General features: G+C 67.6%; 20 protein-coding genes and 1 pseudogene. 5 read left to right on the top strand and 16 right to left on the bottom strand.

Annotated elements, in window-relative coordinates; translation table 11 throughout:
* Positions 1-77: 77 nt before the first annotated feature.
* On the bottom strand, positions 78-914 hold the full coding sequence (locus QTI24_RS18400; protein WP_286602380.1) for an extracellular catalytic domain type 1 short-chain-length polyhydroxyalkanoate depolymerase: 837 nt from the start codon (positions 912-914) through the stop codon (positions 78-80).
* A 1,210-nt stretch (positions 915-2,124) separates the two neighbouring features.
* On the opposite strand from QTI24_RS18400, the pseudogene QTI24_RS18395 reads away from it, so the two are divergent.
* Positions 2,125-2,438 (top strand): annotated as a pseudogene (locus QTI24_RS18395) (type 2 periplasmic-binding domain-containing protein); the annotation flags it as partial.
* Between the two features lie 42 nt (positions 2,439-2,480).
* Here QTI24_RS18395 and QTI24_RS18390 read toward each other — a convergent pair.
* The 3 genes from QTI24_RS18390 to QTI24_RS18380 all read right to left on the bottom strand — a co-directional run bounded on the left by QTI24_RS18390 (position 2,481) and on the right by QTI24_RS18380 (position 4,261).
* Complete coding sequence (locus QTI24_RS18390; RefSeq protein ID WP_286602379.1) at positions 2,481-2,882, bottom strand: hypothetical protein; 402 nt, start codon at positions 2,880-2,882, stop codon at positions 2,481-2,483.
* On the bottom strand, positions 2,879-3,268 hold the full coding sequence (locus QTI24_RS18385) for a hypothetical protein (RefSeq protein WP_286602377.1): 390 nt from the start codon (positions 3,266-3,268) through the stop codon (positions 2,879-2,881). Before QTI24_RS18385 ends, QTI24_RS18390 begins: the two co-directional genes overlap by 4 nt.
* A 69-nt stretch (positions 3,269-3,337) precedes the next feature.
* Positions 3,338-4,261: a LysR family transcriptional regulator gene (locus tag QTI24_RS18380; RefSeq protein ID WP_286602375.1), complete on the bottom strand. Its 924-nt coding sequence runs from the start codon at positions 4,259-4,261 to the stop codon at positions 3,338-3,340.
* A gap of 73 nt (positions 4,262-4,334) precedes the next feature.
* Here QTI24_RS18380 and metE point away from each other — a divergent pair, with 73 nt between their 5' ends.
* Complete coding sequence (metE, locus tag QTI24_RS18375; protein ID WP_286602373.1) at positions 4,335-6,650, top strand: 5-methyltetrahydropteroyltriglutamate--homocysteine S-methyltransferase; 2,316 nt, start codon at positions 4,335-4,337, stop codon at positions 6,648-6,650.
* 6 nt (positions 6,651-6,656) lie between these two features.
* On the opposite strand, the gene QTI24_RS18370 is transcribed toward metE, so the two are convergent.
* The 4 genes from QTI24_RS18370 to paoA all read right to left on the bottom strand — a co-directional run bounded on the left by QTI24_RS18370 (position 6,657) and on the right by paoA (position 10,997).
* Positions 6,657-7,052 (bottom strand): EF-hand domain-containing protein, encoded by a 396-nt coding sequence (locus QTI24_RS18370; protein WP_286602370.1) that lies wholly within the window; start codon positions 7,050-7,052, stop codon positions 6,657-6,659.
* A gap of 148 nt (positions 7,053-7,200) precedes the next feature.
* Positions 7,201-9,393, bottom strand: coding sequence for an aldehyde oxidoreductase molybdenum-binding subunit PaoC (gene paoC / locus QTI24_RS18365; protein ID WP_286602368.1), 2,193 nt, complete (start codon positions 9,391-9,393; stop codon positions 7,201-7,203).
* A 3-nt stretch (positions 9,394-9,396) separates the two neighbouring features.
* The gene (locus QTI24_RS18360) at positions 9,397-10,341 is read right to left on the bottom strand and encodes an FAD binding domain-containing protein (RefSeq protein WP_286602366.1); all 945 of its coding nucleotides are present in this window, start codon (positions 10,339-10,341) and stop codon (positions 9,397-9,399) included.
* Complete coding sequence (paoA, locus tag QTI24_RS18355) at positions 10,338-10,997, bottom strand: aldehyde dehydrogenase iron-sulfur subunit PaoA (protein ID WP_286602365.1); 660 nt, start codon at positions 10,995-10,997, stop codon at positions 10,338-10,340. Before paoA ends, QTI24_RS18360 begins: the two co-directional genes overlap by 4 nt.
* Before the next feature lie 230 nt (positions 10,998-11,227).
* Here paoA and QTI24_RS18350 point away from each other — a divergent pair, with 230 nt between their 5' ends.
* Together QTI24_RS18350 and QTI24_RS18345 are read left to right on the top strand one after the other, a co-directional pair.
* Positions 11,228-12,034 carry an alpha/beta fold hydrolase gene (locus QTI24_RS18350; RefSeq protein ID WP_286602364.1) on the top strand — a complete coding sequence of 269 codons (807 nt, stop codon included), beginning with the start codon at positions 11,228-11,230 and terminating at the stop codon, positions 12,032-12,034.
* Positions 12,035-13,552: a sensor histidine kinase gene (locus tag QTI24_RS18345; RefSeq protein WP_286602363.1), complete on the top strand. Its 1,518-nt coding sequence runs from the start codon at positions 12,035-12,037 to the stop codon at positions 13,550-13,552. It abuts the gene before it with no gap.
* A gap of 18 nt (positions 13,553-13,570) precedes the next feature.
* On the opposite strand, the gene QTI24_RS18340 is transcribed toward QTI24_RS18345, so the two are convergent.
* From QTI24_RS18340 to QTI24_RS18305, 8 genes are all read right to left on the bottom strand, one after another.
* Positions 13,571-13,837 carry a hypothetical protein gene (locus QTI24_RS18340; RefSeq protein ID WP_286602362.1) on the bottom strand — a complete coding sequence of 89 codons (267 nt, stop codon included), beginning with the start codon at positions 13,835-13,837 and terminating at the stop codon, positions 13,571-13,573.
* A 230-nt stretch (positions 13,838-14,067) separates the two neighbouring features.
* Positions 14,068-14,262 carry a hypothetical protein gene (locus tag QTI24_RS18335; protein WP_286602360.1) on the bottom strand — a complete coding sequence of 65 codons (195 nt, stop codon included), beginning with the start codon at positions 14,260-14,262 and terminating at the stop codon, positions 14,068-14,070.
* A gap of 50 nt (positions 14,263-14,312) precedes the next feature.
* Entirely contained in the window at positions 14,313-15,170 is an 858-nt protein-coding gene (locus QTI24_RS18330; protein WP_286602358.1) for a DUF2272 domain-containing protein, read from the bottom strand.
* Between the two features lie 253 nt (positions 15,171-15,423).
* Complete coding sequence (locus tag QTI24_RS18325) at positions 15,424-15,693, bottom strand: hypothetical protein (RefSeq protein WP_286602357.1); 270 nt, start codon at positions 15,691-15,693, stop codon at positions 15,424-15,426.
* Positions 15,694-15,763: 70 nt separating this feature from the next.
* Positions 15,764-16,021 carry a hypothetical protein gene (locus QTI24_RS18320; protein ID WP_286602356.1) on the bottom strand — a complete coding sequence of 86 codons (258 nt, stop codon included), beginning with the start codon at positions 16,019-16,021 and terminating at the stop codon, positions 15,764-15,766.
* Between the two features lie 128 nt (positions 16,022-16,149).
* Positions 16,150-18,039 carry a site-specific integrase gene (locus QTI24_RS18315; RefSeq protein WP_286602354.1) on the bottom strand — a complete coding sequence of 630 codons (1,890 nt, stop codon included), beginning with the start codon at positions 18,037-18,039 and terminating at the stop codon, positions 16,150-16,152.
* A 396-nt stretch (positions 18,040-18,435) separates the two neighbouring features.
* The gene (locus QTI24_RS18310; RefSeq protein WP_286602352.1) at positions 18,436-19,521 is read right to left on the bottom strand and encodes a ParB/RepB/Spo0J family partition protein; all 1,086 of its coding nucleotides are present in this window, start codon (positions 19,519-19,521) and stop codon (positions 18,436-18,438) included.
* 372 nt (positions 19,522-19,893) lie between these two features.
* Positions 19,894-21,129, bottom strand: coding sequence for an AAA family ATPase (locus tag QTI24_RS18305; protein WP_286602351.1), 1,236 nt, complete (start codon positions 21,127-21,129; stop codon positions 19,894-19,896).
* Positions 21,130-21,668: 539 nt separating this feature from the next.
* Here QTI24_RS18305 and QTI24_RS18300 point away from each other — a divergent pair.
* A complete protein-coding gene (locus tag QTI24_RS18300; protein WP_286602350.1) occupies positions 21,669-23,039 on the top strand; it encodes a replication initiation protein in 1,371 nt (456 codons plus the stop codon).
* Positions 23,040-23,111: the final 72 nt, after the last annotated feature.

Below are 23,111 nucleotides of genomic sequence, written 5' to 3'. Positions count from 1 at the left end.
GAGGCCCGCTGCAGGCGCCGGAAACAACGAAGCCGACCTCGCATCTTCTGTCGCGATCCTGGTCGTCACGGCACATGTCAAAAGCGATCGGCAGCACGGCTCCCGTGCGATGGAATGCGTCGCTGTGTCTCGAAGAAGCGCAGCATCTCCTCGCTGGCATCCGGGCCCAGGGGATCGGCAAAGGACCCTCCGAGGCTTCCACCCGACCACGCGTGCGCCGCATCGTGCAGAGTCCAGTGCTCGCCGCGCACGCCCGAGCCCTCATGAAGGTAGTTGCGACGGGTAAACTGCCGGCCATCGGGCCCGGTGTGCTCGCAGGATTCGAAGGCGCAGTCGGCTCCCAACGAAGCCTCGATGACCTGAGTTCCATTGAGAGGGTGCACGACGGCATCTCTGTCGCCGTGAAAGACGATCGTCGGCATTTCGCGCGGCACGCTGGCTTCGCGCGGGGCGCCCCGCAGCGCGGCCAAGCCAGACGACAGGTCTGTCCCGGCGCGTGCCGCCAGACCCGAGTGCACGCCGACAGCGGCGTACACGTCAGGGAAAAGGTCCCCCAGCAAGGCTGCCATGGCACCGCCGGCTGACAAGCCGGCGACGTAGATGCGATCGATATCCACGCCTTGCTCGCGCGCGACTTGCAAGGTGAGTGCGGCGATGCGCGCAGGATCGCCCGCGTTGCGCGTCTGGTGCGCCGGTTCGAACCAGTTCCAGCACTGGTGCGCGTTGGCGCTACTGGGTTGCGCGGGATAGAGAACGACGAAGCCATGCCGCTCGGCGGCCAAGTTCATCGTGGTGCCCGCCGCGAAGTCCCCCGGATCCTGGCCTGCGCCGTGGAGCATCACGGCCAGCGGAGCGCCGCGACGCGGCGCAGTCGCCGGCACATACAGGCTGTGATCGTCGTGGATCGCCGTCATCGGCGCGGAGCGAACTGTTGCAGAACCTGAAGATGCCGAGGGGAAGAATGAGGCGCTCGCCTCCGAGGCCATCTGAAACCAGGAGAGAAATGGATTGAATGTCGCGAGGCTGCTTCGCATGCACGCACTTTGCGTGCCGCGGCTGGCACCGACCCGTGAGCCGACGACCTGCGCGAAAGTAGGCCGAAATGCCGGTGGCCGCGATCCGCGAAGGCAAGTACAAATAGCCCGGCTCGTCATGGGTGACACGCTGTGCGCACAGGCGGGGGCAGAGACGTCGCAGCATCCTGCGTTGGCACTGGTGCTCGATCGCACGAGTGCGCGATGGTCGACGACGATCTGAGCTTGCGAGGGCGAGGCGTTGTGGCTCGATTGGCAGCCGGACCGGCTCCTGTCGAACCTCAATCTTTCCGCGGGCGCTTCGCTGACCAACGTTCCTGTGGCAAGTCAGCGGCCGAGCATCGGACCACCGTGCGATGTCCTACAAGCATGGCCTCGCGCCTCCTGTCGACATCGTGGAGACAGCTTCGTTCCTCGTGACGTTCGTGCGTGAGCGTCTGCGGGCGGTTTCCTGGCACGTGGCGTGGCTCGCCACTTCGAGCGCGAGGGCCTTTTCAAGATCCTGAAGCCGCAGGTCGGAATGATCACGTTGCGCGGAAGAAGTCGAACGCCTGCAACCGAACAACTGATGGCATGTCTGCGCTCGACGGCAGCCGACGCGCGCGTTCGCAAGACCATCGGACTTTGACGGTCTCAAGCAGGTGCACGTCCCGCGCTATCGACGGCAGCATCGCGGCCGGGCTACAGTCTGCGGACGACGTCCGCTCGCAGTCTTGGCGCGACATCGCGCTGGGCGCGCAACGTGCGTCTTCACGACCCTGGCGAGCGCCAGGGGCACCATACGCCCCCGGACGAGAACTAAAGTGATCCCCAAAATGGGGTAGACACTGACGTTGCGGTCCGAATGCGTGACTTAATGCCGCGATTTCTGGTGGCCGCAGGAACACACTGCCCTTGTTTCTTCAAGGGATTGTTCAAGGCAATCTTTCGACCCGCCCAGCGCGGGTCTTTTTTTGGCCTGGAGCATCCTGCCGCTCGAGACCCGCAGTGGAAATGGCGCACAGACGTTTGCTCGGGATCCGCCTTTGCCCTTGGTCCGATGCGGCGACGATCCGAAGGATGCCCGCCCAGACCGAAACTACCCGCGCAGGCCAGCCTGGGTCGAAGAAGCGCAATCCATTCACTTGCGCTCCCGGGCGTCCCTACAAGGTTGTCTACTACAGCTCCAGCCTGGCCGGGCAGATTGCCGCCGTCGAAAGCGGACTGGCCGTCGCCGCGCTGACCCAGTGCAGCGCTCCGGCGCACCTGCAGGTGCTCGGGATCGAGCACGGGCTCGGGCTCGGGCCGCTCGAACCGATGCAGGTGGCCCTCTACCGCAGTTCGGCCTCGCGCGGATCGAAGGCCGTCGACAGTCTCCATCGCACGCTGCTGCAGACGCTGCGCCAGACGTCGAGCGCACCCTGAAGCAGGCCGAGCATCGCATCCAGGGCGCCCATCTGTCAGCGCTCAGTTGCGCACGATCGCGTAGGCCGCCACGCCTGCGAGCACACCGGTGCGGCGCGCGCGCTCGCGGGCGCGCATCTCGTCGTCCCAGCGGCGGCGGTCGCACTCCCAACTGTTCCCGGTGACCCAGAGGCAGTCGGCATGCCGCTGGTCGGCGCGATTGCGCTCCGCCGAGCCGGCCACACCGCCGGCCACCACGCCGGTCACCACACCGGCGCGCTGCGCGTCACGGCGGTTGTGCCAGTCGTTGTTCCAGTGGTTGTTGCGTTGCCACTGGTTGTTGTTCCAGCCACTGTTGTTCCAGTGGCCCGGCGGCGGGCGGTGGCGCGAGCCGTGGCGCTGCGCATCGGCCGCGCCGGCCCCCACCACCAGCGCCGCGATGACCAGCGTGCGCAGGACGTTCATGGCTTTTGCACCAGATCGACGATGCGGGTCGCCGTCGGGTTGGCCGCAGCAGCGCACTCCTTGCCGAGCTTGGTGACGCTGCTGCTGATCCAATCGCGCGTGAGCCGACCGACCGACGGACCGTTGCGACCGGTGAGGTAGCCATGCAGCCAGACCATGCCATTGGCGAGATAGTCCTGCGCCTCGACGGCGCGGCGTCGCTGCAGCTCGCTCGCGTTCGGGGGCGGCAGCACTTGCGAGGCCGCGGCGTTGAAGTCGGCGCAGGAGAGGGTCGAGGCATCATCCGCCGCCGCGCTCGCCGGTGCGGCGGCCCGAGGCGCCTGCGCCATGGCGGCCTGCCCGATGAAGATCGATCCGATCGCTGCCAAAGTCTTGAGTCGATGCATCTGCGCTCCTTGGACGGCGCCTTGCCGCCTGCTCGACCATCCTAGAAAGTTCGGCCCCCGGCGTCCACCTCAGAGCAACTCGATGCCCGGCAGGGTCTTGAAGCAGGTCTCGCGCGTGATCCGCACGAAATCATCCAGCCATGGCCGGCCTGAGGTGGCTGGAGCGCACGCCATGTGCAGTTCGCCCATCAGGCCTTTTCGGCCCACCGGTCTGGCCGTGACGTAGCCGCGCTCCAGGTAGCCCTGCACCGCCCACATCGGCAGGGTGGCGACACCTCGGCCACTCGCCACGAGCTGCAGCATGGCCACCGTGAGTTCGGTCGTGCGCCGGTGCGCCGGCTCGATGCCCGCCGGTCCCAACACCTGGCGCACGATGTCGAGCATGTCGTCGGGCACCGGATAGGTGATCAGCGTCTGGTCGGCGAAGTGCCGGGCAGTGAGATGCTCCCTTGCAGCGAGCGGATGGTCGTTGGCCAGCAGTGCCACGATCTCAAAGCGGAACAGCGGGTGGTAGTCGACCGCCTCGTCCGCATCCTGCTCAGACACGATCGCGACCTCGGCCCGGTCCTGCAGCACCAGCGCTATCGGGTCCGGGTGGAAGCCCGACACGATGTCCAGTTCGATCTCGGGCCAGCGGGTGCGAAACTCGTCCATCGCCGGCATCAGCCAGTCGAAGCAGGTGTGGCACTCGACCACGATACGCAGTTGCCCATCGCCCCCCTGCCCCAGGCGGGCGACGTCACGCTCGGCCTCGTCGACCAGCGCCAGCGCAGCGTCGGCCAGTTCAAGGATGCGCTGGCCCGCGCCGCTGAACCGCGGCGGCACCGACTTGCGCTCGAACAGGGGGGTGCCGAAGTGCTCCTCCAGCACCTTGACCTGGTGCGACAACGCCGACTGGGTCAGATTGAGCATCTGCGCCGCGCGCACCAGGCTGCCGGTATCCCGCAGCGCGGCCAGGGTGCGCAGGTGGCGGATCTCGAGAAGCGAAGCCATCTTGAAACACTTTCACGTTATCCGATAAAAAGTTTCGTTTGAATCATACAAGGTGCCACGGGATGATCGGCGCATGACACGCACCCACACCCTCGGTTTCCCACGCATGGGCGCCCAACGCGAACTGAAGTTCGCCCTCGAAAAGCACTGGCGCGGCGAGATCGACGCCAACGAACTCGAAACGATCGGCGCTGAATTGCGCGCGCGCCACTGGCAGGCGCAGCGTGACGCGGGCCTCGACTTCGTGACCGTGGGCGACTTCGCGTTCTACGACCATGTCGCCAACCACATCCAGTTGCTGGGCTGCGAGCCCTCGCGATTCGCGTTTCAAGGCGATGAGCCCGAGATGGCGCGCTACTTCACGATGGCGCGGGGCGTCGCCGACGCGGCCTGCGACCAAGGCTGCCCGCACGGCAGCCACACCCACTTCGCCTTGGGGATGACCAAGTGGTTCGACACCAACTACCACTATCTGGTCCCTGAGTTCTCGGCCAGCACGCACTTCGGCCTGTCTTCCGTGCGTCTCTTCAACGAGGTCGCACAGGCCCAGAAGCTCGGGCACCCGGTCAAGGCGGTGTTGCTCGGGCCGCTGAGCTTCCTGTGGCTGGGCAAGGAAAAGCAACCCGGGTTCGACCGCTTCACGCTGCTGGATTCGCTGCTGCCTGTCTACGAACAGGTCCTGGCCAGGCTCAAGTCCCTGGGTGTCGAATGGGTGCAGATCGACGAGCCGGTCCTGGGCCTCGACCTTCCCGAGGCCTGGCGCAACGCGTTCGAGCGCAGCTACTGGCAGCTCGCCCGTAGCGCACCGAAGCTGATGCTGGCGACCTACTTCTCCCCTCTGTCCGAGAACCTGCGCCTGGCCTGCCAGCTTCCGGTGGCCGGCCTGCACGTGGACGCGGTGCGTGCAACGGCCGAGCTCACCGGCGTGGCCGACTGGCTCCCCGCGCACAAGGTGCTCTCGGTCGGGATCGTGGACGGCCGCAACATCTGGCGCACCGATCCGGACACCGCGCTCGCGCGCCTGAAGCCCGTGGCCGACAAGCACCAGGGCGAACTCTGGATCGCGCCCTCGTGCTCGCTGCTGCACGTCCCGTTCAGCCTGGCGGACGAGACCCGACTCGATCACGAGGTGAAATCCTGGCTCGCCTTCGCCATCGAAAAGCTCGATGAGTTGCGCATGCTGCGCGCGGCACTCGATGGCGAGGACAGCGTCGTGGAAGCCGAACTGCTCGCCGCCCGCAAGGCCGTGGCGGCGCGCCGCGGCAGCTCGCGAGTGCATCGTGCCGATGTTGCCTTGCGCCTGGCGCGCAGTGTCGCCAGCGATGACCGACGCGCTTCCAGGTTCACCGAGCGCCAGGCGCAGCAGCGTGCCCGGTTCGCATTGCCGCCGCTGCCCACGACCACCATCGGGTCGTTCCCACAGACCGCTGCCATCCGCGCGGCCCGCGCCGCCTTCAGGCGCGGCGAACTCGACGCCGCTGCCTATGGCGAAAAGATGAAAGCCGAGATCGCACTGGCCGTGCGCAAGCAAGAGGAACTGGGCATCGACGTCCTCGTGCACGGCGAGGCCGAACGCAACGACATGGTCGAGTACTTCGGCGAGCAACTCGACGGCTTCACCTTCACCGCCAACGGCTGGGTGCAATCCTACGGTTCGCGCTGCGTGAAGCCGCCGATCATCTATGGCGACGTGGCCCGTCGCGCGCCGATGACGGTCGAGTGGACGGCCTATGCACAGAGCCTGACGAAGCTGCCGATGAAGGGCATGCTCACCGGCCCGGTCACCATCCTGCAGTGGTCCTTCGTGCGCGACGACCAGCCACGCAGCGCCACCACCGAGCAGATCGCCTGGGCGATCCGCGACGAGGTGGTGGATCTGGAGCAGGCCGGCATCGGGATGGTCCAGATCGACGAGCCAGCGATCCGCGAAGGCCTGCCGCTGCGGCGCGCGGGATGGAAGGCCTACCTGGAGGGCGCGACGCGGTCGTTTCGCATCAGCGCCTGCGGCGTGGCCGACCGCACGCAGATCCATACGCACATGTGCTATTCGGAGTTCAACGACATCCTGCCGGAGATTGCCGCAATGGACGCCGACGTGATCACCATCGAAACCAGCCGCTCCGACATGGAGCTGCTGCGCGGGTTCGGCGACTTCCGCTACCCCAACGAGATCGGCCCCGGCGTCTACGACATCCACTCGCCGCGCGTGTCGACGACCGACGAGATGGTGCGGCTGATGCGCAAGGCGGCCGCCGTTGTGCCGCCGGCCAACCTGTGGATCAATCCCGACTGCGGCCTCAAGACGCGCGGCTGGCCGGAAACCGAAGCGGCGCTGTCGAACATGGTCGCGGCAGCCAAGGTGCTGCGCGCAGACCTGTGCGCAGGGTGACGGCGACTACCTCGCCTTCAGCGCGAGCGCTCGGAGATACTCGGCCAGATCCAGTGTGCCGTCATGGTCGGGATTCGCCGCATCGAAGGTGGCCTTGCTCCGGATGCCGGCCCTGGCCGCTTCCTTGCGATCGAGGGTGCCGTCGTTGTCGGGGTTGGCCTCGTTGAACTGATACGTGATCGCGGCAACGAACTCCTGCCTATCGAGGGTGCCGTCCTTGTCGGGATTCGCATGCTCGAAGGCCCGCCTGGTGATGCCGAACTTCCTGGCCTCGGCCCAGTTGACGGTGCCGTCGTGGTCCGGATCGGCCTTCTTGAATGCCGCGGCAACGTCCATGTCCGTGGGTTGGCCGTCAGCGGCGAGCGCGGTCATCGAGATCATGGACACGGCGACGGCCGTCATGAGGACATTCATAGAGGCCCCTTCATGTCGAGAGCAAGGATCGCGCCCTTGCGCTGCAGGAAGGTCCAGCGTAAGCACTGGCGATCCGCGTCGCTGTCGGCCATTCGCCGTTGCACGACGTCAGACGAGTGCGCGGGCGCCTTCGTGCCTACGCCAGCGAACGCAAGATCTTGTCGAGCGTGATCGGATAGTCCCGAACCCGAGCGCCGCAAGCGTTGTAGACGGCGTTGGCGATGGCCGCCGCGCTGCCGCACAGTCCCAGTTCCCCGACGCCCTTGGCCTTCATCGGCGACGACATTTCGTCCACCTCGTCGAGGAAGAAAACGTCCTGCCGCGGCACGTCCGCGTGCACCGGCACGTGATACTCGGCCAGATCACGATTGACGAAGTAGCCGTGGCGCGTGTCGACGATGGACTCTTCCATCAACGCCGCACCCAGGCCCATGGTCATGGCGCCAATGACCTGGCTGCGAGCCGTCTTGGGGTTCAGGATCCGGCCCGCGGCAAACGTGCCGCTCATGCGGCGTACGCGCACTTCGCCGGTCGCAGCGTCGACCCCCACTTCAGCGAAGTGCGCGCCGAACGTGGCCTGGGCATAGGTCTTGGTCAGCTCGCCGAACTTGATGCCGTCTTCCACCGACACGCCGGCGCGCCCGGCCACTTCGCCCAGGGTGAAGCTGCGCGTGCCGGCGATGACCCGTCCGTCCGCGAAGCGCGCGTCCGCAGGCATCAGGCCCGCCTTGCGCGCGATCGCTTCGCGCAGCTTCATGCACGCCGCGAAAACGCCCGCCGTCGCACTGTTGCCGCCCCACTGACCTCCCGAACCGCAGGACACCGGAAAGTCCGAGTCGCCCAGTCGCACCTCGACCTGCGACAGTGGCACACCCAGCAGTTCGGCCGCGGTCTGCGCAATGACCGTGTAGCTGCCGGTGCCGATGTCCGTCATGTCGGTGGAAATCGTGACCTTGCCGCGCGCATCGACCGCCGCACGCGCCGCCGAGTCCATGGTGAGGTTGCCGCGGAACGCGCTGGCCATGCCCATGCCGACCAGCCAGCGCCCGTCGCGCACCTGGCCAGGCGTCGCCACGCGGCGCTCCCAGCCGAAACGCTGCGCTCCGGTGCGCAGGCAGCCGGCCAGGTCACGCTGCGAAAACCTGCGTTCCGGCTTCTCGGGATCGGTCTGCGTGTCGTTGGCGATGCGCAGTGTGACCGGATCCATCTTCAGCGCTTCCGCGAGTTCGTCCATGGCGATCTCGAGCGCCATGAGGCCGGGCGCCTCACCCGGCGCGCGCATGGCGTTGCCCTCGGGCAGGTCGAGCGTCGCGAGGCGATGCGAGGTCAGGCGGTTGGCTCCCGCATACAAAAGACGCGTCTGCATCGCGGCGGTCTCGGGCTGGCCGCCCGGCAGGTCGCCCGACCAGCTTTCATGCGCGATCGCAGTGATCCTGCCGTCGCGGCCTGCGCCGATGCGGATGCGCTGGATGGTGGCCGGCCGGTGGGTCGTGTTGTTGGTGATCTGCGGGCGCGCGAGTGCCACCTTGACCGGCCGACCCGCTGCGCGCGAGGCCAGCGCCGCCATGACGACGTCACTGCGAACCCACAGCTTGGAGCCGAAGCCGCCGCCAATGTAGCTGGACACCACGCGCAAGTTGCCGCGCGGCATGCCGAAGATCTCGGACAGATCGCGGCGCGCCCAGTCGATCATCTGGTTCGACGTCCAGACCGTGAGCTTGTCGCCCTGCCAGGAGGCGATGGTCGCGAACGGCTCCATCGCCATGTGACTCTGGTCTGGCGTCGTGTAGGTCTGATCGACCTTGACCGCGGCCTGCGCAAACGCGCCGGCGAAATTGAGGACCTCCGTGTCGGCCGGATCCTCCATCTTCGGCTTGACCGCCGATTCGCGTTCGCGCGCGAGATCGAAACGCCCGGGCTCGCGTTGGTAGTCGATGCGAATCAAATGCGCGGCCGAGCGCGCCTGCTCGAAGGTGCCGGCCACGACGATCGCCACGGCCTGGTCGAAATGGTCGACCTCGGGTCCCGCCAGCAGCCTGGCCGTGATGGCCTTCGCCTTGGCGACCGGGCCGGCGTTCTCATGGGTGACGACCGCGATCACGCCCGGCGCAGCGCGCGCCGCGCTCGCGTCGATGCGCGTGATGCGGCCCTTGGGAATCGCGGCACCGAGGATCACGCCATAGGCCTGGTTGGCGACGACATCGTGACGCTCGTAGGCATAGGGCGCGGTGCCCGTGGTCTTCAGCGGACCGTCGATGCGGTCGTGCGGCTGGCCGACCACCAGGAGCCGGTCGACCGGATTGCGCGCGGCGGGTTGATCGAAATTCATGGGTCAGCCCTTCGCTTCTGCCAGCACGGAAGCCAGCGTGCGTTCGACCAGCATCGGCTTGAACGCGTTGTGCTCGCTGGTGCGCGCGCCGGCGAGCGTGGCTTGCGCGATCGCGTTCGCTCCGGATCGCTGCTCCGCGGCCTCGACGCGCCAGGGCTTCGGCGCGAGGCCGCCATAGGCGAAGCGCCCGCGGCCGTCGGGCTGGACCACGGCCGCCACCGACACCAGCGCGAAGGCATAGGACGCGCGGTCACGCACCTTGCGATAGAAATGCTTGCCGCCCAGCGGCGGCGGCAAGGTCACCGCCGTGATGACCTCGTCGCGCAAAAGGGCCGTCTCGACGTCCGGCGTACTGCCGGGGGCGCGATGAAAGTCCGCGATCGGGATCGTGCGCTGCGTGCCATCGGCCCGAACCGCATGCACCGTGGCATCGAGTACGCGCATCGCCACCGCCATGTCGCTCGGATGCGTGGCGATGCACTGGTCGCTGGTGGCGAGGATCGCCAGGTTGCGGTCGAAGCCGCCCAGGGCGGCGCAACCGCTGCCCGGCTGGCGCTTGTTGCAAGGCTTGGTGGTGTCATAGAAGTACGGGCAGCGCGTGCGTTGCAGCAGGTTGCCCGCGGTGGTCGCCTTGTTGCGCAGCTGCCCGGAAGCGCCTGCCAGCAGCGCTCGAGCGAGGACCGCATAGTCGCGCCGCACACGCGGGCTGGCTGCCAGGTCGGTGTTGCGCACGAGCGCACCGATGCGCACGCCGCCGTCCGACGCCTCCTCGATCTGGTCGAGCCCCAGGCGGTTGATGTCGATCAGGTGGGTCGGCGTCTCCACCTGCAGCTTCATCAGGTCGAGCAGGTTGGTCCCGCCGGCAATCAGCTTGGCGCCCGGCGTGCTGGCCAGCGATGCGGCCGCGCCCGCAGGCGTCTGGGCACGTTCGTAGGTGAAGGCCTTCATGACTTGACCTCGGCCACTTCCTGGATCGCCTGGAGCATGTTGGCGTAGGCGCCGCAACGGCAGATGTTGCCGCTCATGCGCTCACGGATCTCGTCGGGGGTCGCCGCCTGGCTCGCCGTGATGTCGGCGCTCACGTGGCTCGGAACTCCGGCCCTGATCTCGGCCAGCGTCCCCACCGCCGAGCAGATCTGCCCCGGCGTGCAGTAGCCGCACTGGAATGCGTCGTGCCTGACGAATGCGGCTTGCATCGGATGCAGCCTGCCGGGCGTTCCGAGGCCTTCGATCGTCGTGATCTCCTCGCCCTCGTGCATCACGGCGAGCGTGAGGCAACTGTTGAGGCGCCGCCCGTTCACGATCACGGTGCAGGCGCCGCACTGCCCGTGATCGCATCCCTTCTTGGAGCCGGTGAGCCGAAGATGCTCGCGCAAGGCATCGAGCAGTGTGGTGCGCGTGTCGAGTGACAGCGTCTGCATGCTGCCGTTGACCTTGAAAGCGACTTGCATGGTGGGCCCCTTCGCGGCCGGCTCGGCCGCAGACCGGGCGACCGTCTGGGCCAGACTTCCAGATGCAGGAACGAGGGCGCCGGCGGCCGACGCCAGGCTCCCGGCGAGCACCCCTCGCCTGCGCACAAGAGGAAAGTTGACGTCGACTGTCATTGTGGGACCTCTGAATGTTGCGCGGCTGAAGAAAAAACTTCGGTCAGCCTAGGCACATCGCGCGACGCGCCGGCATCCCGGATGGCGCGCGTTCCTGTAGGCGGTTGTCCATCGCGCCGGTTGTTGCTGGCAGCGAGAGTCTCCGAGCAAGGTCGTGTAGTGAATAATGCTTCTTTCACCCGCTGTGCCGTCTTGTCGGGCGGGCCCGCCACCCCAGACAAAGGACAGTCATGTCGGTCGAGCAGCGCAACAACGTCAAGGTGCTTGGCAGCGGGCCCACCACGATGGTCTTCTCGCATGGCTTCGGCTGCGACCAGAACATGTGGCGTTTCCTGGCGCCCCAGTACGCCGAACGCTTCCGTACCGTGACGTTCGACCTCGTTGGTGCCGGCCTGTCCGACCTGGGCGCCTATGACCCGGTCAAGTACAACCACCTGTCCGGGTACGCCGACGACCTGCTCGAGGTCATCGAGGAATTTGCCCAGGGGCCCGTCATCTTCGTCGGGCACTCCGTGAGTGCCATGATCGGCCTGCTGGCCGGCCTTCGTGCGCCCGAGCGCTTCGCGGGCCACGTGATGGTCGGCCCGTCGCCCTGCTACATCAACGACGGCGACTACGTCGGCGGCTTCACCCGCGAGGACATCGACTCCCTGCTGGACACGCTCGAATCGAACTACCTGGGCTGGGCGAGCAGCATGGCGCCGGCGATCATGGGCGCGCCGGAACAGCCCGAACTCGGCGTCGAGCTCACCCAGAGCTTCTGCCGAACCGACCCCGACATCGCCAAGCAATTCGCGCGCGTCACCTTCCTGTCGGACAACCGGGGCGACGTTCCCAAGCTCGACGCACCGACGCTCGTGGTCCAGTCCAGCGACGACCTCATCGCGCCCGTGGTGGTTGGCGAATACCTGCAGCGCACCCTGCCGAACTGCATGCTTCGCGTGGTGGAGAACGTGGGCCACTGCCCGCACCTGAGCGCGCCGTGCGCCAGCGCCGACGCCATGGACGAGTTTCTCGCGACACTGGGCCATCGATGAATGCAGGACGACGTCCCTGAGCTCCCCGACACCGAGAGACTGTTCGACGAGTTTCCGACGGGCCTGCTCGTGACCAGCGTCAGCGGCACGATCCTGAAGGTCAACGCCACGTTTTGCACGTGGCTCGGCATCGAGCGCGACGAGCTGGTCGGAAAGAAGCGCCTGCAGGAGCTCTTCACGATGGGCGGTCGCATCTTCCACCAGACCCACTGGCTGCCGACCCTGCAGATGCAAGGCTCGCTGTCGGAGGTGAAACTCGACGTGCGCCATCGGGACGGGCACACGATTCCCATGATGCTCAACGCCATCCGGCGTGCCACCCAGGGCGGCAGCTACGACGAGATCTCGATGGTGGTCGCCGAGGAGCGCAACAAGTACGAGCGCGAACTCCTTGCCGCGCGCAAGCGCGCGGACGAACTGGTGGCCAAGGAGCGCGAGGTCCAGGCCACCCTGCAGGTGACGCAGGCCCGGCTGCGCGAGGCCCTGCGGCTCGGCAACCTCTTCCTGTGGGACGTCGACGCCGCGACGGGTCTTCGCCGCTACGAAGACGATGTCGCGCGACTGCTCGGCTACCCGACGCCACGTCCGGTCGACGACACGCTCTACGCCGCGGCGGTCGAGCCCGCGGACCGGGACAGCGAACGACGCGCGATGGATTGCGCGCAGAGCCCGACCGACGAGGTCTCGAACTGCAGCTACCGACTCAACGGCGTCGACGGTGTCCAACGCACCGTCGTTTCATCGGGACATGGCTTCTTCAACGCGGACGGCACGCTGGCCTATTTCGTCGGCGTGCTCAGCGACGTCACGGAGGCCACCCGGGAGCGCGCACGGGCGCAGGACCGGGCCCTGTTCGCCGAGCAGATGGTGGGCATCGTGAGCCACGACTTGCGCAACCCGCTGTCTGCCATCCTGACGGGCGCCAAGGTGCTCGCGCATGGGGAGACTGTCCCCGGCAAGCAGCGCGTGCTCGGCCATGTCACAAACTCCGCCCAACGCGCCCATCGCCTCATCGAGGAACTGCTGGATTTCACGCTCGCCCGCGTGGGCCGCGGCCTCGCGGTCTCACCCGCACGCCTTGACCTGCACGCCCTGGTCGCGGGCATCGTGGACGAGCTGAGACTGGCCTTTCCCGAACGCACCATCGTTCACCATGCCGAAGGCGAAGGCGAATGCACGGCCGACTCGGACCGCGTGGCCCAGCTGCTCGGGAATCTGGTGGGCAACGCGATGGCCTATGGGGAGCCGGGCAGCGTGATCACGGTGGAGTCGAAGCTCCAGGCCCAGACCGCCAGCCTGTCGGTCCACAACTGGGGCGAGCCCATTGCGCAAGACATGCAGTCTGCGCTGTTCGAGCCGATGGTGCGGGGCGACCCCGGAGAGGGTGCCGGGCGCAGCGTCGGGCTGGGCCTGTTCATCGTGCGGGCCATCGCCCTCGCGCACGGCGGGGACGTCAGCGTGAGCTCGTCGCGCGCCACCGGCACGACCTTCAGCTTTCACTTCCCGAACGCCGGGTGAGGCCTGCGCATCAGGCGCTCACAGGGCCTCCAGCTCCTTCTCGACCGCAACGCTGTTGCCCGACCAGGCGTGCGCTGCGCGCGCCTGCACGAAAGGCATCGCGTATTCGCGGCCGATCATGCCCCGCGCGAACAGGTAGTTGTTGCGGGCCTTCTCGCCCATCGCGTCCAGATCGACCTCGCCGTGGCTGTCGCACGGGAAGGCCAATGCGCGGCCCTCATGAAACAGCGACTGGAAACGGATCTCGAACGCCGAGGGGGTGTGCATCGAAAGACCTTTCAGCATGGGTTTCTCCGGAACTTGTCTTGCATCAATCGTGCCCGCGCTCGCACGGTTGACGCATCCTGCGCGTTGTTGAGGGATGCACGCAGGCAGGGCGGCCGACCGTGAAGAACTGCACGATGCGAGGCCGCTGACGCGCGAAGCGGCCTGGGCGAGGGTCCCTTCGAGGTTGTCCCTGCTCGACGCGCAGGGCGGGCGCCGGATGGCCCGCGTCGGCGCGGCGGTTCCGGGCGCTAGGCCACGCCGCTCGAAGGAGGATGGCGCGGGGAGCGCCCCTCCGCCAGCGGTATCGCTTCGGTGATGGCCCACACGAGCACCCAGAGCGCCAGGCAGATCGCCGCCCAGCGCAGCACCGGGGCGTTCCACGACGCATACACGAGCAGAAAGGCGGCGCTCAAGATCACGCCAGCCGCGATGGGATCTTCCATGTGCCGTGGCGTCCAGACGGCGAACGGATGCGCTGCCGGCCGACGGCGCCTCACAGGCGATTGGCCATCAGCACGATCGCTTCGCCCACGACCTTGCCGTTCGCGTCGACGCGCTTGTTGGAAGTCAGGAAGCCGTCGGCGCCGACCTGGTAGCCCGTCGCATAGACGCTGTTCTTGATGTTGCCGCCGATCGCCAGGACCAGGTCGGGCCCGACCGCCACCACGATGTCCGAATGGCACGGCGTCTCCGGGTTCTTGGTCGCGGTCAGGAACCGGTCAAAGCTGAACGGCGTGTTGCGCCAACTGCCGATGATGTCGCCCACCTGCGGCTTGGCCTTCGAAAGCGTCACACCCCAGAAGGGCGCCGCCGTATCGCCGCTCGCGGCCTTCCGGATGGAATCCCACATGTAGCGCGAATGGCCGATGGATTCGGGAAAGGACTTGTAGCCCTCGACAGACTTCGCGGCATTGCGCACCATGAGGGAGATGGCCACCGCGGACCACGGCACTTCCTGGTTCTTGCCCGTCAGGTTCTTGCCAAAGGCCTTCCACATCTTGCCGATCATGGTGCTGAACGGCTCGACGTTCTCCCTGCCCTCGCCCTTCCTGAACAGGAGCCATTGCTCGGCGGCGGCGGCCACCAGCGCCTCTCGCGCCGGCGAGGCCGGGTCGCGCAAGGTCGGCTGCTTCTTGTCCGTCCACCGGATCCTGGCGTCGACGAGCCCGTCCACGCAGAAGCCCTCGACCTCCTCGGCACCCACGTGCGCGCGGAGGTGATGCCATCCCGGCGGGCCATCGCCGATGTCGACGACAGAATCTCCGAGCGAAAGGGCCGTCAATGGATCGTTGCCCTCCGTGCTCGGGACACCCCGAAAGTTGACGGTCTGGACGTTGACGAACTTCTGCATCGAACACTCCTCGATGTGAGAGTGAGAGAACGAACGGCCCACCGATGCCGCTTGGCGGCGGCATCCCTCCTCCCGCGTGGAGCCCCTCGGGACCCTGCGCCCCCGTCCTCAGCCGTCTGCCTTGTTCTTGCATTGGCGGCCGGGCCATCCATTCTCTCGCGCTGGAGTGTCAGCGCGCGTCACGCCGATGTCAAACTTTCTTCTACATATTGCTCGCGATGCGGCGCAACTCCCGCTGCGTCTCACGCCCTGGCTAGCGTCCGAACTCCTCGTCAGAGCGCGGAGCGTCCGCAGCCTGTTCGTCCAGGGATTGACGATATCGAACGCAGCCGCGCATGAACTGGGGCCAGGCCGGCACGCTCAAGGCGGGCTCGACCCGCTCCGGCAGCACCGACCACAGGTCGGGGTGATGCCAGCAAAGCTCCTGACCCGAGGCGTCACGGTGCCGCCGGATGGCCGCCCTCAGCCTCCTGACTTCCTCGGCCAGCGCATCACGCGACAGGGCCTGCAGGTCTTCATCCATCTTCGTCTCCGTCATCTCCGTTCGGACCGAAGTGCAGCGAGCGCCCCGTCGACCGCCGCCCAGCAGGCGGTCACACGTGGTGCGGGCGCCGGGTTCGCTTTCGGGGTTGGCGGGTCATGATCCGCACCACCAGGTCCCCCGCCAGCGTCCTGAACGTGTCGTAGCGGTCCACGCACTCCAGCCTGTCGCCGTTGCCCAGGTAGAAGCTGGGCTCGCGCTGCTTCTCGACCATGCCCAACGCGGTCCTCACCCAGTAGGTCTGGGTCCGGCGAAAGACGATGTGCGCCCGTCCGTCGGTCCCCAGCGCTCGAAATAGGTCGGTTCGCATCTGCCACCCCGCTGCAAAGATGCAGTCTCGCGCGCGCAGCGCGCGCGCGGCGTCGGAAGTCGGACCCCCTGCGCGCCCGGCGGTGTCTGACAGGATGCGATTCGCGCCGGTTGCGGCTTCGCGCTCGATCAGGTCCTCAGGTACATCGCCGTCGTCGCGACCGATGCGTGCCCGACGTTCTTCTGGACCACCTCGATCGGGAGCGGGGGCTGTCCCGCCCTGCCCTGCAGCGAATGCACCACGTGCGAGTGCCGCAGCCAGTGCGTGCTCGCCTCCCGCAGCTGCCGCGATTGGGCGTCATCGAGTTCCCGGGCGGCCTGGTCGACCGCGGCCTTGATGGCCTGGTACAAGCCCGATGCCGACCAGGGCGGCGGCGCGCCACGGTGCTGCGGACCGAAGCGCGCGAGCAGCGGGATGCACCGGTTGGCGGGCGCATCGACGCTGCGGTCGTGGCCCTGCCGGGCGAGCTCGTCCTCGAGCTCCTCGACGAGCGCCGAGGGCACCGGCACCGCGCGGCAGCGCCCGCCCCTGCCCACGACGTTCAGCTGCCAGACCCCGTCCGACGCCATGCCGGCTTCGGACGGCGCGACCTGGAGGAGGTCGCCGCAGGTGGCCCGGGTGACTTCATCGAGACGCAGCCCGGTCTCGTAAAGCCAGCGCACCGCCCGGTCCAGCCGCCGGCCGACGTCAGCTTCCCGGCGCCGCGCCAGCCAGGCGTCGAGATGGGCCCACTGCCCGGCGCTCAGCGTGCGGCCCGCGCCCAGTGCCTTGCGGCCCCCGGAAGGCAACTCGAGCTCGGCGAACGGGTTGCCGCGCACGTAGTGCGCCGAGCACAGAAACGCGAAGAGACCTTTCACGATGGTCAGCGCCTGCTTGCGCGCGCTTGGCGACAACGCGCCTTCCATCGGGCGCCAGCGCGGCGACCAGCGCTGCTGGTGGCGGGGCCCGCACCAGCTCGGCGGCGGATCGGCCAGAAACTCGGTGTAAGCCCTCGCATCCTCCACGAACAGCGACGACACGGCCTTGCCGCGTTCGAGAATGGCCCACAACAGCAGGCGTTCGGCTTCCTTGCGGTACGAGCGCTGCGTCGGTGACAGCGCCCTGCCGGCCCGGTCCGGCTCCTTGGCGAAGAGCCAGGCGTCCAGGGCCTCCCGGTCCGTGACGGCGGCCAGGCGACAGGCCTCCAGCGGCGCCCGACCGTGTCCGTCGCGGCCGTCGAGCTCTCGCGGCACCACGAACTTCTCGTAGGGCACGAGCGAGGTCGCCGGTGGCACCACGCTCGTCAGGACCCCCGGGGCCAGTTGCGCCCGCGGCTGCGCCGCATGGCGCCCCACCCGCAGCCCGCCCAGGACCTCCTCGTTGGCCTGCAGCCAGTCGAGAATCCGCGCCGCCTTGCGCTCCCCGATGCCCGGCACCTGCGCCCACCAGCGTGCGCCGACACCGTTGATGCGCTCGACCAGCGAGAACAACGTGCCCAGCCCCGCCCGTTCGAGGCGCACGGCCACGGCCGGATTGAGCCACGCCGACACGCCGTCGAGCGGCCGCGGGTCCTGCGCGACCAGCCCCTCGAGCCAGCGCAACGCCTCGAGCTGCCGCCCGATCACGCGCGCGCGCCGCGACGACTGCCCTCCGTTGCCGGAGCGACCGCCCTGCCCTTGTCCACCGGCCCCGGCGTGTGCCGCCTCGTAGGCCTCGATCTGCTCGGCCTCCGAAAAGTCCTCCAGGCCTTGGGCTTGCGCAAACTCCTCCAGGCTCGGCAACGCCGGCGCCTGGTCCGAGTAGCCGGACGGGTCGAGCAGGATCAGGCGCGCCGTCCCCGGCTTCTGCTCGCGGCGCGCGGCGGCCGCGAAGGCGTCCCGGATCCAGGCGATCGTGCGCCGCACGGTGCGCAGGTCGGCATGCTCGCCCTCCAGCCGCAGATAGCGATCCCAGCTGGGGCGCTCGTCCAGCCCCTGGGCCAGCGCCCGCATGAAGGCAAAGTGCCCGCGGTGCAGCTTGCGCGGCGGTCGATTCGTCACCGAGACCGCCCGCCCAGGGTTGACGGCCCGGCCGGCGCCGGCGCAGCGATCCGGGCCTGCCGAAGGCGTGCCACCGAGCGGGCGGTCGGGCCGTCCCAACGGGGCCCGGAGCCACGACGGTGAAGGTGCCACATCCCGGCTTGCGGCCTCTCCTCGCTGCCGGCCCGCCCGAGACCGCTGCTCCAGCGATGAGGAAAAAATTCATTCATATCAACGACTTAAGAACCTCAGGTGAAAACAAGGCACCATTAACACTCGAATTCAGTATTGATGATTATTCCACTAAAGGGGGTTAGAGCGCAAAGCTCCAGCACTGTCGAGCCCTCACCCTGAATCCCAACGCCTCTCACATTCGGGTGGGACGACCGGCGCCTGGCCGGTGTCCCACCCTCCCCGTCAACCCTGATGTCGAACCTTGCGCAGCGCGGCCACGACGGCCGATTCGACCGCCTCGGGGTTCGGATCCAGCGCCGCCTGCGCGGCGATCGTGATCGTGATCTCCCCCGACTTGGCGCGCACGAGCGAGCCGAGCTTGTGGCCCGCAACGTCGATGTCGACGCGCTCGGTGCGTTCGAAGCCCGGCTTCGCGTCGAGCAAGCGCGCCACCACGATCGGTGCGGACAGGCTGTGGCCGCGCAGCTTTTCCGCGCGCTTCAGCACCGCACGGCGGTCCTGCTCCATCGCGGTGGTGATCTGCTCGGCGTGCCGGAAGCTGATCTCGAGCGGGCTGCGGAAGCACTCCACCACGGCCTCGGGCAACTGCGCCACCAGCAAGGCCTTGCGGACCCACGTGTGGCTCACACCGATGGCCTCGGCGAGCTGGCGCTGCGTCGGGAACAGCTGCTCCTCCAGCGCGCGCTGGTACATGATCCCCTGCTCGTACGCCGAGAGATCGGCCCGCTCGCGGTTCTCGCGATCCATGATCTCGAACAGGGCGCGGTCGCCCAGTTCTTCGAGCCAGACGGAGGCCAGCACGTCGATGCCGAGTTCCAGGCAGGCCTGGTGGCGACGATGGCCAAACACGAGCTCGAACTGACCCGGCTCGTCCTTCAGGGGACGCACGAGGATGGGCTGGACGTTGCCGCCCGCGTGCTCGATGTCGGCCTTGAGGCCCGCAAATTCGCTGGTGCCGAAGGAGGACTGGTGGCGGTTCGCGTAGCGGCTCGGCCGGATCGTCTTCGGGTCCATCTTGCGCGTCGGCAGCGCGCCGTCGTATTGGCGCAGCTTCTCGCGCAAGGCGGCCATCTCGCCTTCGACCTGCTGGATCTGGCCGCGGAACGCCATCATCTGGCCCGGGCCCGTGCGCGGCGGCATTCCACCCGCAGAGGCCGGTGGAAACCTGGTTTCCACGCCGTTCACCGGCGCGGGGGCCGGACCGTCCGGCGCCTCGGGAATCGACGCCGGCGCCACCGGCCTGACCGGCTCCATCGGCAGCGACAGCCCGGCGGTCAGCGCTTCGAGTCGTTTTCGTGTGCTCGCCATGTTAGGACTCCTCTTGATGGTGAACGGGAGCCGCGGCACGGCCCGGTTTCAAGGGCACGCGCGCGTGCCCTCCTGCGCCGTGCGTGGCCCGTCTCGGGCAGCCGGCTGCGCCGGGCGTTGACCGGACCGAGGTTACGGGGCGGCCCCGCAGTGAATGGGATACGCGCGTGGAAACCTGGTTTCCAGCCGCGCGGATCGTGCGCCCGCGCGCGGTCGCGAGGACGCGAGGCGTCGTCAGGGCGTCGGCGCGTATTGCAGCCGCGTCACGGCCCGGCGTGGAAACCAGGTTTCCAGCGGAGGGAGACCGGTCGAGAGTCCCGGTGGAAACCAGGTTTCCACGGCGCAGCGATCCACAGTGTCTGGGGTTCGTGCTCATCGCTGGGCCCTGCCCTGCGCCTGCCAGGCGCCGACCACCGACTGCTCGACCAGTTCGACGAACGAGTCATAGGCGTCCACCGCGCGCTTGTAGGTCTTCGCGGCGCCCTCGTACTTCTGGACGTCGTAGACGGTCGCGAACTCCGCGGCCTTGTTGCTCGTCACGCTGGTCTTCGGAATCTCGACCGGAAGCGTGTACTCGCCGTAGGTCGCCTGGATCCACTGCCGCACCGCGGGCATGGCGGGATCGGCCGCGTCGACCCGGCTCAGCAGCACATGCAGGAAGTCGAAAGCCTTGCCCTCGCGATCCTTGCTCTGGCCATCGAGGTTGCCCCCGAGGTCGGCGAGCAGCGACCAGAACTGGGCCGAGGACGCGAAGTCCAGGCCCGACGGCGGCACCGGCACCACGATGCCGTTGGCGGCCCACAGCGCATTGATCGTCACATAGGAAAGTGAAGGGGGCGTGTCGATCACGATCACGTCATAGAGATCGCGCACGCTCTCCAGGCCCACGTTCAACACATCCCAGAACTTCGCACCCGGCTCCTGCATCTGCCGCGCCGGCAGCGCGAACTCGGCCGAAAAGAGGAACGGGGCGGCCGCCACCAGATCGATGCCGTCCCAATAGGTCGAACGGATCGCATAGCGGATGTCGTTCTCCGTGCCATCGCACAGCGGGCCGATCGTCATGTCCTCGGTCACCTCGGCCTCGGGCAGCAGGCCGTGCAACGTCGTCAGCGATCCCTGGGGGTCGGTGTCGATCGCGAGCACCCGGTGGCCGCGCAGGCTCAGGCCCTGGGCCAGGATCATCGCCGTCGTGGTCTTCGCGACCCCGCCCTTGAAGTTGCCCACAGCGATCGTGACCGCCTTGCGGCCCGCGGGGCGCATCTTCTCGCCACGGTAGGTGCGGGTCCAGCGCCGCAACTCGTCGAGCCCGAAGATCCGCTTGCCGCCCGAAGGCGAGAGCTGTCCCGCGGGCAGATCCTCCTTGGTGATCCGATAGGCCACGTGCGCCTTGTCGACGCCACACAACGCGGCCAGCTGGGCGGTGGAGTAGGTGGGGGCGATCTTCCGGGCCTCCGGGGCCAGCAGCATGCCGCGGATCTGCTCCACCATCGAGCCGGCGCGCGTGGCCAGGGCCGCGATGCGCTCCATATTGATGGTGGGACGGGCCTGGGCGTGGACGTCGGTGGAAACCTGGTTTCCACCGACCGGCGGGACGGTAACGGACATAGGGGACTACCTTATTCGACAGAATTCAGCGATTCTATGAGAATCTGTCGAATGAACAAGTTCCACCGAGCCCGAGCACAATTCCCTGGTGCGTATTGTGAGGTCGTTTGGGGATCTGGTGGCAATCCCGCCACGGAGTGGGCCCTTAGCGCCCGGAAAAACAGCCGAAATGGCCGAATGGATGCCTCCACCAGCGGCAGGGCCGCGCTCCAGCCCCTGCGCCACGTGCTGCAGTGCAGCGGGGCAGGGCGGTTGCCCCTATCCACTCACACCAAACCCCATCGGTCCTCACGTTGGAATGCGCCGGAGCCCAAATTTCCTCACATCAAATCCCAACGCCGCTCACATTCAACCCCAAGAACACTCACAGTTTGCCCTGTAAGCCTTTGTCGTCATTGGAAAAAGTGGATCCTCAACTCTTCAACCTCCCAAGTGTTCCTTTTCAAAGAGAACAAGAGCACCGGTTGCGTGTCTTTGTGAATTGACCGAATCACAATACCTCGGCATGATGTGCAGCCCTTTCACCACCACAGTGTTCCATGGCCGAGGATGACTCATCACACAGCGCGCCTCGCCAGCCGCCGACGGCCGAGGAGCAAAGCATCGCGAAGGCCAACGAGGCCATCGCGATCCGTCCCAAGCGCGGGCGCCTGACCCTGCTGTCGCGGCGCATTTACAACGCGCTGCTCTATCACTCGCAGCGCCAGGGCGTCGACGAGCCGGTCTACCGGCTCGCCCTGAGCGAGTTGATCGGCGACGCCCGCTTCAATTCGAACAACACCGAGCTGCTCAAGTCGCACCTGCGCGACATGCAGGCCACCACCATCGAATGGTCGACCAGCAGCAGCTCGCTCAAGCGCTGGGTGTCGTCGCAGCTGCTCGGCACCGTGACCATCGAGGAGCAGGGCAGGGGCCGCCCCTGCATGGTGACCTGGCGCTATCCCGACGAGATCAAGGAGCGGCTGGTCAAGCCGCACCAGTACACGCGCGTCCTGCTCGAGATGAGCAGCCAGATGCGCAGCTATTCGGCCGCAGTCCTCTACGAGATCGGCGCGCGCTACCTGACATCGCCGGGCCGGCTCTCGATGCGCGAGGACGTGATGTGGTGGGCGGCCGTGCTGACCGGGCGCAGCGACATCAAGGAGGTCGACTACCGCTTCCTCAAGCGCGACGTGATCACCAAGGCGATCGCCGAGATCGACGCGCTCTGCGAGGAATTCGGCCTCGAGCTGATCGAGCACAAGCGCGGCCGCAAGATCGAGGAAATCCAGTTCAGGGTCGTGCCGAAAATCCAGCAGCGCCTGGGTGACATCGACGCGTCGAATCGCAATGTGTTCGACCTCGAACTCGTCGCACGCCTGGTCGCGCTCGGGATCAAGCAGGACGAAGCCCAGGATCTCTACGCGACCACCGACGAAGGTCAGATCCGGGCCACGCTCGACCACGTCGATGCCCGGCTGCGCAACGCGACGATGCCCGGGCTCAAGTCGCCGGCGGCCTATTTCAAGGACGCGCTGAAGAAGGGCTATGCCGGCCTCACCGCCAGCGTGCCGGCCCTGCCGCCCGCCGGCGCCGCGCCCGCGCTCGCTGCGCCGGCCCGCGCACTGTCGGAGGCGGACCGCCTGCGCCGCATTCGCGAGCTTTGGGAAAACGACCGCACCGGCCAGGCCCGCGCCCTGTTCGCCGAAATGCCCGAGCCGCAACAGACCGAAGTACGCACTCGCTTCGAATCCAACCGGCTTGAACAGGTGGCCACCCCCATCGCACGGGCCTGGCGGCGGGACGGGCCGGCCAGCCGGATCGCCGGGACCACCTTCTTCAAGTGGCTCGCCGCGGACACCTGGCCCGGCGAACCGACGGACAAGGTGCTGCTCGAATTCGCGCTGCAGCAAGGCGTGGCCGGCATGTGAGCAGCGCCCCCGTGCGCAAGAGGTCGTCTTCGCCTCCGCCTGGCGCGCCTCGAGTACGGAGTGAGCGCCAAC

This window comes from Variovorax sp. J22P240 (genome assembly GCF_030316855.1).
GTDB lineage: Bacteria > Pseudomonadota > Gammaproteobacteria > Burkholderiales > Burkholderiaceae_C > Variovorax.
This window is presented reverse-complemented; position numbering and strand designations above follow the sequence as displayed.